Consider the following 13,574-nt stretch of genomic DNA (forward strand, 5'->3'; position numbering starts at 1 on the left):
AGGCATTTCACTTATCCCAACGGGTGGATAACCACCCACATTGGGCCTTGTCCTACCGCGTAACGCGCCAGCGGATTAAGCAGGCCGCGTTCCTGAATCTTATACACTTCGATGTGGTGCGATTTCTGTCCCGCCGCTACCAGATATTGACCGCTGTGATCAATATTGAAGCCGCGCGGCTGGGTTTCAGTTGGCTGGTAGCCTTCAATCGCCAGCACCGAGCCATCTTCACTGATGCTGAACACCGTAATGGTGCTGCTGGTACGGTCGCAGGCATAGAGGAAACGGCCATCCGGCGTGATGTGGATGTCCGCCGCCCAGCGCGTGTCGCTGAAATCTTTCGGCATCATATCAAGGCTCTGCACGCGCTCAACCTGGCCGTGCACATTGTTCAGCGCCCAGACATCCACCGTGCTATCCAGCTCGTTCACCACGTAGCCATATGCGCCGTTCGGATGGAAGGCCATGTGACGCGGACCGGCACCTTCAACGGTGGTGACCTGCGCTTGTTCGCGCGGAGCCAGAGTGCCGTCTGCGTTCAACTGATACAGGCAGATGCGGTCCTGCTTCAGTGCCGGTACAAACAGCGTTTGGTTATTCAGATCGATATTGGCGGAGTGGCAGCCGTCCAAGCCGCTGATCACCTGACTCGGCGCTTGCGGCAAGCCATCGCTGCCAATCGGGCTGATGCTGACGCAGGCATCGTTATACGAGCCGCAGAACAGATAATTGCCCTGACGATCGGTGGAGATGTGGGTTGGGCTACCCGGCAGCGGTGCTTCACCGGCGAGGCTCAGCGTACCGTCGGCCGCAATGCGAAACGCCAGCACGCGAAAATTCGGACGCACACCGACATAGAGAAAATCTTTCTTCGGGCTCACCACCATCGGCTGCACCTGGCCGGCAACATCTGTTACCTGCAATAACGTCAGTGCGCCATCTTCCTGCAACTGCCAGGCATGAATCTGCTGGCTCTCGGGACTGGCGGTATACACGACTTGTTTCATGCGTTTTCCTTATTCGCTGCCTGATGAAAGGGATAACTGTAGCGCGTTTCATTTTGTCGCGCTGGATTCATTTGTGCCCTGTTTTTTGTCTCAGGGCCGCTGCCGGGTGTAGACTCAATGCTTTGCCAACTCCCGGACGGAAAGTGTAATGAGCTACCGCGTAATCGCCCTTGACCTCGACGGCACCCTGCTGACCCCGAACAAAACCATCTTGCCTGAATCCATCGAAGCGCTGGCCCGCGCGCAACAGGCGGGCGTGAAAGTGTTGATCGTCACCGGTCGCCACCACTGCGCTATCCACCCTTTTTATCAGGCACTTAAACTGGATACACCCGCAATTTGCTGTAATGGCACCTATTTGTATGATTATCCCGCGAAACAGGTGCTGGCCGCCGATCCGCTGGATAAAAGCAAAGCTGCTCGGGTGATTGAGATGCTGGATGAAGAGAACATTCACGGTCTGCTGTATGTCGATGATGCGATGCTGTACCAAACGCCAACCGGCCATGTGACGCGTACGCTTAACTGGGCGCAATCGTTGCCGGAAGCGCAGCGTCCGCTGTTCCTGCAGGTGCCAAGCCTGGCGCAGGCGGCGATTGAGGCTGATTCGATCTGGAAATTCGCGCTGTCGCATCCCGACACGCGCGCGCTGCAGCAGTTTGCCGAACGCACCGAAGCCGAACTTGATCTGGCGTGTGAATGGTCGTGGCACGATCAGGTGGATATCGCCAAAGGCGGCAACAGCAAAGGCAAGCGTCTGGCGCAGTGGGTGGAGAGTCAGGGCTTTAGCATGCAAGACGTGCTGGCGTTTGGCGACAACTACAACGATCTCAGCATGCTGGAACAGGTAGGATTAGGCGTGGCGATGGGCAATGCCGATGACGCCATCAAAGCGCGCGCCAAAAAGGTGATTGGCACCAATCTGGAGCCGGGCATCGCCGAAGTGATCTATCAAGAGGTTCTGTAACCGTAGGATGTAGTGCGCAATTCATGGCGCGGATTTTTCTCACACCGCGCAATGAATCCATTTACGCTGCTATCGACACGCTCTTGATCTGCGCATACAGCCACTGATCCGGTCGAATGCCCAGCTCATCGCGCGCCCACGGCGAAATGCGCGCCCACAGTTCGCTGATGCCAATGCGCAGCTTCACTTCCACCTGATCGTCAATCTCCAGCAGCTCAACCACCTGTGCCGGCAATATATTGCGGATCGAGGTGTTATGCGGCGGCTGCAATGCCAGCGACACATCGGCTGAGGCGATGCGAATACGCAGCGGCGTTTTCAGCGGCTGATTCACCCGGCTCACCCAAATATGCTGATCGCCAAGCGACAGCGCGGTCATTGGGTAATCAGGATGCTGCTCCAGCACCTGCACGCGCAGCACGCTGGTGCGCTCGGCGAGCGGCAGCCACGGACGCATCGCCGAACTGCTCCACACTTTTTCCAGCGGACCAAAGGCTTTCACCTGGCCGGCATCCAGCACCAGCACGTTATCCGCCAGCTGCAGGATTTCATCGAGGCTGTGCGATACGTAAAGAATGGGAATATCGACCTGCTTCGCCAGCTTTTGCAGATAGGGCATCAGCTCACGTTTGCGCGGCAGATCAAGCGACGCCAGCGGCTCATCCATCAGCAGAATATCGGGCGCCGTCAGCAACGCGCGGCCTATCGCCACGCGCTGTTTTTCACCGCCCGAAAGCGACGCAGGAAAACGCGTCAGCAGCGATTCTAAACCCAGCAGCGCCACCAGCGCGTTGAACTGCGGCTTCATTGAGGCCGCCATGCCGTATTGCAGATTGCCGCGCACGCGATAATGTGGAAACAGCCGCGCGTCCTGAAACACATAGCCGATACGGCGCTTTTCCGGCGGCAAATTCACGCGCGTGGCCGAATCGAACAGCAGGCGATCGTTTAACTCAATACGCCCGCTCTGCGGCTGGGTTAATCCGCCAATCGCGTTAATCAACGAGGTTTTGCCCGCACCCGACACGCCGAAAATGGCGGTAATGCCGCTGGCGGGAATATTAATGTTAACGTCGAGCAGGTGCTCGCCCAACTGCTGAGAAAGTTGCAGATTGAGCATTATGCCGCTCCCAGCCGTTTACGGCCCCAGCGCACCAGCATTTCCGATGCCACTAACGACATCAGCGCCAGCGCAATCGCCACCGCACAGAGGCGCGCGGCGGTGCCTTCCGCGCCCGGCGTTTCAATCAGGGTAAACATCGCCGACGGAATGGTGCGCGTCTCGCCGGGAATGTTGGAGACAAATGTGATGGTGGCACCAAATTCACCCAGCGAACGGGCAAAGGCCAGCACCGTGCCAACAATAATGCCCGGCAAGGTGAGCGGAAGCGTGATGGTGAAAAATACGCGCCAGCGCCCGGCACCCAGCGTGCGTGCGGCCAGCTCCAGTTTGGTATCCACCGCTTCCAGCGCAAGACGAATTGCACGCACCATCAGCGGAAACGCCATCACCGCCGAAGCGATCACCGCGCCGCGCCAGCTAAAGGCAAAGGTGAAACCGAACCAGTCATACAGCCATTCGCCAATGAAACCGCGCCGGCCTAAGGCGATCAGCAGCAGATAGCCGACCACCACCGGCGGCAGCACCAGCGGCAAGTGAACAATACTATCCAGCAGGGTTTTGCCCGGAAAGCGGCAGCGCGCCAGAATCCAGGCCATCAGGATGCCAAACGGCAAGCTGCATATCACAGCTACACAGGACACTTTCAGGCTGAGAAAAACGGCCTGCCATTCGGGATCGCTCAATATCATTTCTTCGGCGTGAATCCATACTGTTTAAACACGGCAGCGGCATCCGGCCCCTGCAAATAGTTGTAGAAGGCTTCCACCGTTGCGTTCTGATGTTCTTTGACAATCGCCATCGGATATTCCACTGGTTTGTGGCTATCTTCCGGGAATCGTCCTACGACCTGCACTTTTTGGCTGGCCACCGCGTCCGAACCATACACGATGCCGTACGGCGTTTCGTTACGCTCAACCAATGCCAGCGCGGCGCGCACGTTGTTGGCTGGCGCCAGCTGCGGGGATAAAGCGTCCCACGCGCCGAGTTTTTGTAATGCTTCTTTGGCATAAATGCCGGCCGGCACGTGATCCGGATCGCCCACCGCCAGACGCTCGCCTTTCAGCAGGCTTTTCCAGTCGGTTTTGCTATCAATAGTGACCGCTTTAGCCGCGTCGCTTTTCGGTGCAATCAGCACTAAATCGTTGCCAAGCAGCGTATAGCGCGTGCTGCTCACCACGCTGTTTTTTGCCACCACATCGTCCATCCACTGCTGATCGGCAGAGATGAACAGATCGGCCGGTGCGCCCTGATCGATCTGGCGCGCCAGCACCGAAGAAGAGGCAAAAGAGGATACCACTTCTACACCGCTTTTCTTCTGGTACTGCGTCGCAATGTCCTGCAGCGCATTGGTCAGCGATGCCGCTGCAAACACGGTGATTTTCTCTGCGGCCGCGGCATGACCGGCCAATGAAACGCTTAAAACGGTTGCAGCAGCCCAACGGTACTTGATGGTTCGCATTTGTTGCTCCTTGTTACGTTATATATTTGATAATACAACGTACGCGCAAATGCGTCATGAGCTTTATATCGGCAGGATTTTACGGAAGTTCAGAAACAAAACGCCCGCAGGAAGCGGGCGTTGAGAAATTAGTGTTGTGAGCTGTTGGCAGGACGATCGTCGCGGCGGCCAAATTTTGAGATGACGTTGAAAACTTCACCCAGGCCGTAAATCAAACCGAGCATAATCGCCATCACAATCGGCACCATGATGATAGCCACAGCCAGGCTTTTTAACAGTTCCAGCATGGAAACCTCACGCAGAAAATAAAAAAGTGATTGTAACGGTTAGCGAAAAAAACGCACTGCCCTTTTCGTGCTTTTACTTTTAAGCAGTAAACTGAGCGGATTAACCTAAGGAGCTGACATGCAGGCAGAACTTTCTCTCCATATTCGTCTTCAGCAAAAGCTGTTTGCCGATCCGCGTCGCATCGAATTACTGAAACGCGTGCAGCAAACCGGCTCCATCAGCCAGGGCGCGAAACTGGCGGGCATCAGTTATAAAAGTGCCTGGGATGCGATCAATGAGATGAATCAGCTGGCCGACAAAACGCTGGTGGATCGCGCCACCGGCGGTAAAGGCGGCGGCGGCGCGCAGCTGACGCGTTATGGCGAGCGGCTGATTCAGCTGTTCCAGTTGATGGAGCAGATCCAACAAAAGGCTTTCGATGTGCTGCAAAACGACAGCTTGCCGCTCGACAGTTTGCTGGCGGCGATTGCGCGTTTCTCGCTGCAAACCAGCGCGCGCAATCAGCTGTTTGGTACGGTGCTGGCCAGCGATCATCAGCAGGTGCAGCAGCACCTTGAGGTGCTGCTCGCCGATGGCGTAACGCGCCTGCAGGTGGCGATCACCGCACGCAGTGCCGAACGCTTGCAGCTCGACAGCGGCAAAGAGGTGCTGGTGCTGATTAAAGCACCGTGGATTCACGTCAGTCACGCTGCCGCCAGCAGCGACAATCAACTGGCTGCGCAGATCAGCGCAATTGAGCCCGGCGATCAGCTTAGCGAAGTATTGATGGCGTTGCCGAGTGGCGAAACGCTGTGCGCGACCGTCACCAATGAGGCGGTGAAACAGCAGAATCTGCAGGTTGGTGCCAGCGTCACCGCCAGTTTTAATGCCGAACACGCCATCATCGCCACACTGCTCTGAAATCCACGCCATGATTTGACTTCCCCTGCGTGGCTGGCTAAAACTGGACGACACGATGCATAAAACGGAATAGATCATGGCTTCATTGCAAATTTCGCAAGGTACGTTTCACCTTAGCGCTACTCGAGCACTGTCCCTTAACGATTTAACCCTCAACAGCGGCGAAAGCTGGGCGTTTGTCGGCGCCAACGGCAGCGGCAAGTCATCGCTGGCGCGCGCCCTATCCGGCGAGTTGCAGCCCGGTAAAGGCAGCGTGCAGCAGGATTTTCAGCGTCGTACGCGCCTATCGCTGGAGCAGCTACAGAAACTGGTCAGCGATGAGTGGGAACGTAATAACACCGATCTACTGAGTGAAGGCGAAGACGATACCGGTCGCACCGCCGCACAGATCATTCAGGATGAAGTGCAAGATGAGGCGCGCTGTCAGGCGCTGGCGCAGCAGTTTGGCATCACTTATCTGCTTGATCGCCGGTTCAAATATCTCTCCACCGGCGAGACGCGCAAAACGCTGTTGTGTCAGGCGCTAATGGCGCAGCCGGATCTGCTGATCCTCGATGAACCTTTCGATGGGCTGGATGTGGCGTCGCGCGCCAGCCTGGCGCAAACCCTCAACGATCTGCATCGAAGCGGTTTTAGCGTAGTGCTGGTGCTCAATCGCTTTGATGATATTCCCGATTTTGTCGAGAAGGTCGGCGTGTTGGCCGAATGCACGTTAACCCACGTAGGCGAACGGGGCGCGATTCTGGCCGAAGCGCTGGTGGCGCAGCTGGCGCACAGCGAGAAGCTTGCTGGCATGGCGCTGCCGCAGGCGGATCAACCCGATCAACTGCCGCAGCTGGCCGAAGATGCGCCGCGCGTGATGCTGCGCAACGGCGTGGTGTCGTACAACGACAAAGCGGTGATTGATGGCCTGAACTGGCAGGTTAATCCCGGTGAACACTGGCAGATTGTGGGGCCGAACGGCGCGGGTAAATCCACCCTGCTCAGTTTGGTAACCGGCGATCATCCGCAGGGTTACAGCAACGATTTGACGCTGTTTGGCATCCGACGCGGCAGCGGTGAAACCATCTGGGACATCAAGCAGCACATCGGTTACGTCAGCAGCAGCCTGCACCTCGATTATCGCGTCAGCTGTAATGTGCGCACCGTGGTGCTCTCCGGCTTCTTCGATTCGATTGGTCTGTATCAGGCGGTGTCCGATCGGCAAAAAGCGCTGGCGCGTCAGTGGCTGGCGCTGCTCGGTATGGATAATCAGCTGGCGGATGCGCCGTTCCACAGTTTGTCGTGGGGCCAGCAGCGGCTGGTGCTAATTGCGCGCGCGCTGGTGAAACATCCCACGCTACTCATTCTCGATGAGCCGTTGCAGGGGCTTGATCCGATTAACCGCCAGTTGGTGCGCCGCTTTGTTGATGTGCTGATTGGCGAAGGCCGTACGCAACTGCTGTTTGTCTCCCACCACGCCGAAGATGCGCCGCAGTGCATCACCCATCGCCTGAGTTTTGTCGCCCAGGAACAGGGTTACGGTTTCCTGCAAGAGTCGCTGCGTTAATTAGCGGTTGCCATAAGTGGCAATCCTACAAACATCTAACGTGCATAGCGCCATTGCCAAAATAATTCGAGCTGCGGCAAGCAGCAGCAGTTCGGAGTATGAAGGCAATGTAAGCGTTACCATTTCATCGCCTGGTAATTCAACAAACACACGCAACAACCCCACAAAATGAGAATCGTCACCTTGTGTAAACGATACCATTTATCCAGACTGGATCACGCTTTCACGCTGGTCTTTGTGCTACTTTGATCAAAATCATTTTTATCTGTTTGCTGTTTACCAGGACTCATCATGGAAAAATTTAACCCGGTCGATCACCCGCATCGCCGTTATAACCCATTGATCGATCAATGGGTGCTGGTCTCACCGCATCGCGCTAAGCGCCCGTGGCAAGGTGCGCAGGAAACCCCGGCACTGGAGCAACTGCCAGCGCACGATCCTGACTGCTTCCTTTGTGCTGGAAACACCCGCATTACCGGTGACAAAAACCCCAACTATAAAAGCACTTACGTGTTCACCAATGACTTTGCCGCGCTGATGACTAACACGCCAGACGCACCTCAAAGCGACGATCTGTTGATGCGCTGCGAAAGCGCGCGCGGTACCAGCCGGGTGATCTGCTTCTCGCCGGATCACAGCAAAACGCTGCCGGAACTGCCGCTGAGCGGGCTGGAAGATATCGTGCGGACCTGGCAGGAACAGACTGCCGATCTCGGCCAGCACTATCCTTGGGTGCAGGTGTTTGAAAACAAAGGCGCGGCGATGGGCTGCTCCAACCCGCATCCGCATGGCCAGATTTGGGCCAACAGCTTCCTGCCGAACGAAGCGCAGAAAGAAGATGACAACCAACGTCACTATTTTGCCGAGAAAGGCACGGCGCTGCTGGTCGATTACGCTGCGCGCGAGTTGAGCGATGGCAGCCGTACGGTGGTGGAAACCGAACACTGGCTGGCCGTGGTGCCGTGGTGGGCGGCGTGGCCGTTTGAAACCTTGCTGCTGCCGAAAGCCCATGTGAAACGCATCACCGATCTCTCCGAGCCGCAGCGCACCGATTTGGCACTGGCTCTAAAGCAGCTCACCAGCCGCTACGACAACCTGTTCCAGTGCTCTTTCCCCTATTCGATGGGCTGGCACGGCGCGCCGTTCAACGGCGAAGCCAACGATCACTGGCAGCTGCACGCACACTTCTATCCGCCGCTGCTGCGTTCAGCCACGGTACGCAAATTTATGGTTGGCTATGAAATGCTGGCCGAAACCCAACGTGATTTAACGGCGGAACAGGCAGCTGAACGTCTGCGTTCTGTCAGCGATGTCCATTTCCGCGAGGCGCAATAAATGTCATTAAAATCCATTACTCAACAGGTTTTCGCTGACACTTTCGGCTATCAGGCGACACACAGCATTCAGGCGCCGGGCCGCGTCAATCTGATTGGCGAACACACCGACTACAACGATGGCTTTGTGCTGCCGTGCGCCATCGATTATCAAACCGTGATTGCCTGCGCCAAACGCGATGATCGCCAGGTGCGCGTGATTGCCGTCGATTACGACAATCAGCAGGACAGCTTCTCGCTGGATGCGCCGATTGAGCCGCTGAAAGAGCCAATGTGGGCCAACTACGTGCGCGGCGTGGTGAAACATCTGCAGAAACGCGATGCCAGCTTTGGCGGCGTCGATATGGTGATCAGCGGCAACGTGCCACAAGGCGCGGGCCTGAGTTCTTCGGCGTCGCTGGAAGTGGCGGTAGGTACCGTATTCCAGCAGCTGTATGCATTAAACCTCGATGGCGCAGCGATTGCGGTGAACGGTCAGGAAGCGGAAAACCAGTTTGTCGGCTGCAACTGCGGCATCATGGATCAGCTGATCTCGGCGCTCGGTCAGCCGGATCACGCCATGCTGCTGGATTGTCGTACGCTCGGCACGCGCGCGGTATCAATGCCGGAAGATGTCGCGGTGGTGATCATCAACTCCAACTTCCGTCGTAGCCTGGTGGGCAGCGAATACAATACGCGTCGTGAACAGTGTGAAACTGGCGCACGCTTCTTCAATAAACCGGCGCTGCGCGATGTGACGCTGGAAGAGTTTGAAGCCTCTGCTGGTGAGCTGGATGCGTTGGTGGCAAAACGCGTGCGTCACGTGATTAGCGAAAATGCGCGCACGCTGGAAGCCGCCGATGCGTTAAGCGCGGGCGATCTGAAACGCATGGGCGAACTGATGGCCGAATCGCACGCCTCAATGCGTGACGATTTCGAAATCACCGTGCCGCAAATCGATCAGCTGGTTGAGATTGTGAAAGCAGAAATCGGCCCGCGCGGCGGCGTGCGTATGACCGGCGGCGGTTTCGGTGGCTGCATCGTGGCGCTGATGCCAACCGATCTGGTCGATGCGGTGAAAGCGGTGGTCGCTGAGAAGTATGAAGCGCAAACCGGCATCAAAGAGACCTTCTACGTGTGCAAAGCGTCCGCAGGAGCAGGCCAATGGTAAGTGATGTGAATTCACACGCGCCAGACGGGCAACCGTGGCGCATCACTGTGCTGCGCAATCGCAACGGCATGGTGGCTACTTTTATGGATTGGGGCGCGACCTGGCTGTCAGCGCGCGTGCCAATGTTGGACCACAGCGTGCGTGAAGCGCTGCTCGGCTGTGCCACGCCGTCCGATTATCTGCATCAGGATGCTTATCTTGGCGCGACGATTGGCCGCTACGCGAACCGCATCGCCTCGGCCGAACTGAAGCCGCTTAACCTGCTGCTGGCAGCGAATCAGGGCGCACATCAGCTGCACGGCGGGCCGGAAGGTTTCGATAAACGTCGCTGGCAGATTCTCAGTCAGAGCGAAAGCGAGGTGCACTATCGCCTCGATTCGCCCGATGGCGATCAGGGTTATCCCGGCAATGTGATCGCCAATGTCATCTATCAACTTGATGACGATAATTGCTTGTCGATTCGCTATGAAGCGCAAACCGACAAGCCTTGCCCGGTCAATCTCACCAACCATGCTTACTTTAATCTTGATGCGCATCATGGTGATGCGCGCCAGCATCGCTTACAACTGCACGCCGATCGTTACCTGCCGGTGGACAGCGAAGGCATTCCTAACGCGCCGCTGAAAGAGGTGGCGGGAAACAGTTTTGATTTCCGCCAGCCGAAGCGCGTCGCCGATGAGTTCCTCGCCGATGACGATCAAAAAGCGGTGAAAGGCTATGACCACGCCTTTTTGCTCAACACCGCTGGCGACAGCAGCCAGCCCGCCGCCCATTTATGGTCTGCCGATGGCAAGCTGGAGCTGAGCGTGTTTACTGCCGCTCCGGCGCTGCAGTTCTACACCGGCAACTATCTGGCGGGAACACGCGCCCGTGAGCAGGACAGCTATACTGCTTTCCAGGGCATCGCTCTGGAGAGCGAATTTTTACCGGATTCGCCTAACCATGCAGAGTGGCCGCAGCCCGATTGCTGGCTACAACCCGGCGACAGCTGGCAGTCCGTGACGCGTTATCGCTTCACGCCGCACTGAGCCACCGGATGAAAAACGCGCACTGCGCTGCCGACAGGCTTACGCCGTGCGTTGTTTTCCGCTATGGTATGGCGCTATTAGTGAGCCGCTTCTCAGTGGCCGCAGCCGGTTTCAATACTAATCGTAAATCGAGCATTAAGGAGTAAAGCTATGGCCGTAACTAAGCTGGTACTGGTGCGACACGGCGAAAGCCAGTGGAACCAGGAAAACCGCTTCACCGGATGGTACGACGTTGACCTGTCTGACAAAGGTCGCACTGAAGCCAAAGCAGCCGGTCAGCTGCTGAAGAAAGAAGGTTTCGTGTTTGATTTCGCTTACACCTCAGTGCTGAAGCGCGCTATCCATACCCTGTGGAACGTGCTGGATGAGCTGGATCAGGCTTGGCTGCCGGTTGAAAAAACCTGGCGTCTGAACGAGCGTCACTACGGTGCGCTGCAAGGTCTGGATAAAGCAGAAACCGCCGCTAAATACGGTGACGAGCAGGTGAAACAGTGGCGTCGTGGCTTTGCTATCACGCCACCCGAACTCGATCGCGCTGATGAGCGTTTCCCTGGCCACGATCCGCGTTACGCTTCACTGACTGACGCGCAGCTGCCAACCACCGAAAGCCTGGCGCTGACCATCGAACGCGTGATTCCTTACTGGAACGAAAGCATTCTGCCGCGCATTAAGAGCGGTGAGAAAGTGATCGTTGCTGCACACGGCAACTCACTGCGTGCGCTGGTTAAATACCTCGACAACCTGAGCGAAGACGAGATCCTCGAACTGAACATCCCAACTGGCGTGCCGTTGGTGTATGAGTTCGATGAGAACTTCAAGCCGCTCAAACGTTACTATCTGGGTGATGCTGATGAGATTGCTGCGAAAGCCGCAGCCGTAGCCAACCAGGGTAAAGCGAAGTAAGCGAACGCTGAAACGCAAAAAGGCCAGACGCAAGTCTGGCCTTTTTTATTGCCGCATTGGCTTAGCTGCGGCGCTGTTTGACCGCCTGAGCCAGCTGACGCAACGCCTTCTCAGTGTCTTCCCAGCCGATACAGGCATCGGTCACGCTCTGGCCGTACACCAGCGGTTTGCCGCTTTCGAGGCTCTGATTACCTTCCACCAGATGACTCTCAATCATCACGCCAGTAATCGCCTGCTCACCACCGGCAATTTGCTGTGCCACGTCGTCGGCAACCACCATCTGACGCTGGAACTGCTTGCTGCTATTAGCATGGCTGAAGTCGATCATCACTTGCGGACGCAAGCCTGCTTTCTCCAGACCGGTTTTCACGGCCGCCACGTGTTCGGCGCTGTAGTTCGGCTCTTTGCCGCCGCGCAGGATGATGTGGCAGTCTTCGTTACCGCTGGTTTCGACAATCGCCGAGTGACCATATTTGGTGACTGACAGGAAGCAGTGTGGCGCGCTGGCCGCACCGATGGCGTCAATCGCCACTTTGATGGTGCCGTCGGTACCGTTTTTGAAGCCCACCGGGCAAGAGAGGCCGGAAGAGAGTTCGCGATGCACCTGCGATTCGGTGGTACGTGCGCCAATCGCGCCCCAGCTCATCAGGTCGGCCATATATTGTGGCGTGATCATATCGAGGAACTCACCGGCGGCTGGCAACCCGATATCGTTGATATCCACCAGCAGCTTGCGCGCCAGGCGCAGGCCGTCATTGATCTGGAAGCTGCCATCCATAAACGGGTCGTTGATCAGCCCTTTCCAGCCCACCGTGGTGCGCGGTTTTTCAAAGTAAACGCGCATCACCACTTCGAGATCGTCTTTCAGCTCATCACGCAGTGCCAGCAGGCGCGTCGCATACTCTTGCGCAGCCTGGGTATCGTGAATTGAGCACGGACCGATCACCACCAGCAGACGATCGTCTTCGCCATGAAGAATGCGGTGAATCGCCTGACGTGACTGCGCTACGGTTGCAGCCGCTTTATCGGTGGCGGGGAATTTTTCAAGCAAAGCAACAGGAGGCAGTAACTCTTTGATCTCTCTGATGCGTAAATCATCGTTCTGGTAATCCATACACAATTCCATTCAAATTTCTGGCCCAACGTCCGTCGGGCGCAACCCGCCCACTTTAGCCCTTCACGCGGTGGGTGTAAATTACGCACCGCGCTTAAAATGTACATCTCAAATTTGCATTTATATATCCATGCACTAAGCTTTTTAAATGTAAGCACTAAGGAATGATGTGTTTGCAAAATTAAATTTTTAAGTGAAGCGTATAAGGTGGATTTTATTCCATCGCGGCACGCTATTTTCGTCACTCAACACCAGCGGGTGTTAGACGGCAACTATCCATTAATTACTGGAGCATAATGATGAATAAGTTTGCAATGATCTTTCTGACAGCAGCGATGACCATGGGTAGCGGTGCTGTAATGGCTGCGGATAACAACAATGGTGCGGCCAACGCTTCAGCTGAAGCCGGTGCAGCAGCTGGCGGTGCAAAACAGAATCTGCCACCTAACAATGTTGATAACAGCAAAATTAACAGCGGTAGCACCAATACCAACAGCGCAGCAACGTCAGGCACTGACTCAAGCAATATGTCAGCCAGCCAGGTGCACAAAAACAGCATGTGCAAAGACGGCAAATGCCCGGACATGAATAAAAAAGTCGACACCAAAGAGGGTGGCGGCCACGTGAAACATAAAACAGATGGTACTTCGCAATAAGGTTCCTTCTGTTTGATCAAGGGAGAGCTTCGGCTCTCCCTTTTATTTTGCCTCCCGCCCTTTTCCGCTATGCTGAAGCAATGAAATTCACAGGAA

At 56.2% G+C, this 13,574-nt stretch carries 15 protein-coding genes; 8 read left to right on the plus strand and 7 right to left on the minus strand.

Features of this window, described 5'->3' with window-relative positions; genetic code table 11:
* Window positions 1–11: 11 nt before the first annotated feature.
* Complete coding sequence (gene pgl / locus ACVLVH_RS09910; protein ID WP_192414211.1) at window positions 12–1,007, minus strand: 6-phosphogluconolactonase; 996 nt, start codon at window positions 1,005–1,007, stop codon at window positions 12–14.
* A gap of 148 nt (window positions 1,008–1,155) precedes the next feature.
* On the opposite strand from pgl, the gene ACVLVH_RS09915 reads away from it, so the two are divergent.
* On the plus strand, window positions 1,156–1,974 hold the full coding sequence (locus ACVLVH_RS09915) for a pyridoxal phosphatase (protein ID WP_192414208.1): 819 nt from the start codon (window positions 1,156–1,158) through the stop codon (window positions 1,972–1,974).
* Between the two features lie 61 nt (window positions 1,975–2,035).
* On the opposite strand, the gene modC is transcribed toward ACVLVH_RS09915, so the two are convergent.
* The 4 genes from modC to ACVLVH_RS09935 all read right to left on the minus strand — a co-directional run bounded on the left by modC (window position 2,036) and on the right by ACVLVH_RS09935 (window position 4,843).
* Window positions 2,036–3,094: a molybdenum ABC transporter ATP-binding protein ModC gene (modC, locus tag ACVLVH_RS09920; RefSeq protein ID WP_192236611.1), complete on the minus strand. Its 1,059-nt coding sequence runs from the start codon at window positions 3,092–3,094 to the stop codon at window positions 2,036–2,038.
* Window positions 3,094–3,786, minus strand: a complete 693-nt coding sequence (gene modB / locus ACVLVH_RS09925) for a molybdate ABC transporter permease subunit (protein WP_192414206.1) — start codon at window positions 3,784–3,786, stop codon at window positions 3,094–3,096. Before modB ends, modC begins: the two co-directional genes overlap by 1 nt.
* Complete coding sequence (gene modA / locus ACVLVH_RS09930; protein WP_192414203.1) at window positions 3,783–4,556, minus strand: molybdate ABC transporter substrate-binding protein; 774 nt, start codon at window positions 4,554–4,556, stop codon at window positions 3,783–3,785. The genes modB and modA overlap by 4 nt, the downstream gene beginning before the upstream one ends.
* Window positions 4,557–4,684: 128 nt before the next feature.
* Complete coding sequence (locus ACVLVH_RS09935; protein WP_007890616.1) at window positions 4,685–4,843, minus strand: AcrZ family multidrug efflux pump-associated protein; 159 nt, start codon at window positions 4,841–4,843, stop codon at window positions 4,685–4,687.
* Between the two features lie 118 nt (window positions 4,844–4,961).
* On the opposite strand from ACVLVH_RS09935, the gene modE reads away from it, so the two are divergent.
* Entirely contained in the window at window positions 4,962–5,744 is a 783-nt protein-coding gene (gene modE / locus ACVLVH_RS09940; protein WP_101763193.1) for a molybdenum-dependent transcriptional regulator, read from the plus strand.
* Between the two features lie 76 nt (window positions 5,745–5,820).
* The gene (modF, locus tag ACVLVH_RS09945) at window positions 5,821–7,293 is read left to right on the plus strand and encodes a molybdate ABC transporter ATP-binding protein ModF (protein WP_192414199.1); all 1,473 of its coding nucleotides are present in this window, start codon (window positions 5,821–5,823) and stop codon (window positions 7,291–7,293) included.
* On the opposite strand, the gene ACVLVH_RS09950 is transcribed toward modF, so the two are convergent.
* Entirely contained in the window at window positions 7,294–7,494 is a 201-nt protein-coding gene (locus ACVLVH_RS09950; protein ID WP_309835468.1) for a hypothetical protein, read from the minus strand.
* Window positions 7,495–7,584: 90 nt separating this feature from the next.
* Here ACVLVH_RS09950 and galT point away from each other — a divergent pair, with 90 nt between their 5' ends.
* The 4 genes from galT to gpmA all read left to right on the plus strand — a co-directional run bounded on the left by galT (window position 7,585) and on the right by gpmA (window position 11,708).
* Entirely contained in the window at window positions 7,585–8,628 is a 1,044-nt protein-coding gene (gene galT, locus ACVLVH_RS09955) for a galactose-1-phosphate uridylyltransferase (RefSeq protein WP_192414197.1), read from the plus strand.
* Window positions 8,629–9,777, plus strand: coding sequence for a galactokinase (gene galK / locus ACVLVH_RS09960; protein WP_110865752.1), 1,149 nt, complete (start codon window positions 8,629–8,631; stop codon window positions 9,775–9,777). It abuts the gene before it with no gap.
* The gene (galM, locus tag ACVLVH_RS09965; RefSeq protein ID WP_217547232.1) at window positions 9,771–10,805 is read left to right on the plus strand and encodes a galactose-1-epimerase; all 1,035 of its coding nucleotides are present in this window, start codon (window positions 9,771–9,773) and stop codon (window positions 10,803–10,805) included. Before galK ends, galM begins: the two co-directional genes overlap by 7 nt.
* A gap of 150 nt (window positions 10,806–10,955) precedes the next feature.
* Complete coding sequence (gene gpmA, locus ACVLVH_RS09970) at window positions 10,956–11,708, plus strand: 2,3-diphosphoglycerate-dependent phosphoglycerate mutase (RefSeq protein WP_008109047.1); 753 nt, start codon at window positions 10,956–10,958, stop codon at window positions 11,706–11,708.
* A gap of 61 nt (window positions 11,709–11,769) precedes the next feature.
* Here gpmA and aroG read toward each other — a convergent pair whose 3' ends face one another.
* The gene (gene aroG, locus ACVLVH_RS09975; protein ID WP_110865751.1) at window positions 11,770–12,822 is read right to left on the minus strand and encodes a 3-deoxy-7-phosphoheptulonate synthase AroG; all 1,053 of its coding nucleotides are present in this window, start codon (window positions 12,820–12,822) and stop codon (window positions 11,770–11,772) included.
* A 299-nt stretch (window positions 12,823–13,121) separates the two neighbouring features.
* Here aroG and ACVLVH_RS09980 point away from each other — a divergent pair, with 299 nt between their 5' ends.
* A complete protein-coding gene (locus ACVLVH_RS09980) occupies window positions 13,122–13,478 on the plus strand; it encodes a YbgS-like family protein (RefSeq protein ID WP_192414256.1) in 357 nt (118 codons plus the stop codon).
* Window positions 13,479–13,574 lie beyond the last annotated feature (96 nt).

This window comes from Kluyvera sp. 1366, from assembly GCF_054823405.1.

Bases quoted from the DNA above. Each gene is read 5' to 3' on its own strand.
- pgl (WP_192414211.1), bottom strand. From the start codon at position 1,007: ATGAAACAAGTCGTGTATACCGCCAGTCCCGAGAGCCAGCAGATTCAT.
- ACVLVH_RS09915 (WP_192414208.1), top strand. From the start codon at position 1,156: ATGAGCTACCGCGTAATCGCCCTTGACCTCGACGGCACCCTGCTGACC.
- modC (WP_192236611.1), bottom strand. From the start codon at position 3,094: ATGCTCAATCTGCAACTTTCTCAGCAGTTGGGCGAGCACCTGCTCGAC.
- modB (WP_192414206.1), bottom strand. From the start codon at position 3,786: ATGATATTGAGCGATCCCGAATGGCAGGCCGTTTTTCTCAGCCTGAAA.
- modA (WP_192414203.1), bottom strand. From the start codon at position 4,556: ATGCGAACCATCAAGTACCGTTGGGCTGCTGCAACCGTTTTAAGCGTT.
- ACVLVH_RS09935 (WP_007890616.1), bottom strand. From the start codon at position 4,843: ATGCTGGAACTGTTAAAAAGCCTGGCTGTGGCTATCATCATGGTGCCG.
- modE (WP_101763193.1), top strand. From the start codon at position 4,962: ATGCAGGCAGAACTTTCTCTCCATATTCGTCTTCAGCAAAAGCTGTTT.
- modF (WP_192414199.1), top strand. From the start codon at position 5,821: ATGGCTTCATTGCAAATTTCGCAAGGTACGTTTCACCTTAGCGCTACT.
- ACVLVH_RS09950 (WP_309835468.1), bottom strand. From the start codon at position 7,494: ATGGTATCGTTTACACAAGGTGACGATTCTCATTTTGTGGGGTTGTTG.
- galT (WP_192414197.1), top strand. From the start codon at position 7,585: ATGGAAAAATTTAACCCGGTCGATCACCCGCATCGCCGTTATAACCCA.
- galK (WP_110865752.1), top strand. From the start codon at position 8,629: ATGTCATTAAAATCCATTACTCAACAGGTTTTCGCTGACACTTTCGGC.
- galM (WP_217547232.1), top strand. From the start codon at position 9,771: ATGGTAAGTGATGTGAATTCACACGCGCCAGACGGGCAACCGTGGCGC.
- gpmA (WP_008109047.1), top strand. From the start codon at position 10,956: ATGGCCGTAACTAAGCTGGTACTGGTGCGACACGGCGAAAGCCAGTGG.
- aroG (WP_110865751.1), bottom strand. From the start codon at position 12,822: ATGGATTACCAGAACGATGATTTACGCATCAGAGAGATCAAAGAGTTA.
- ACVLVH_RS09980 (WP_192414256.1), top strand. From the start codon at position 13,122: ATGAATAAGTTTGCAATGATCTTTCTGACAGCAGCGATGACCATGGGT.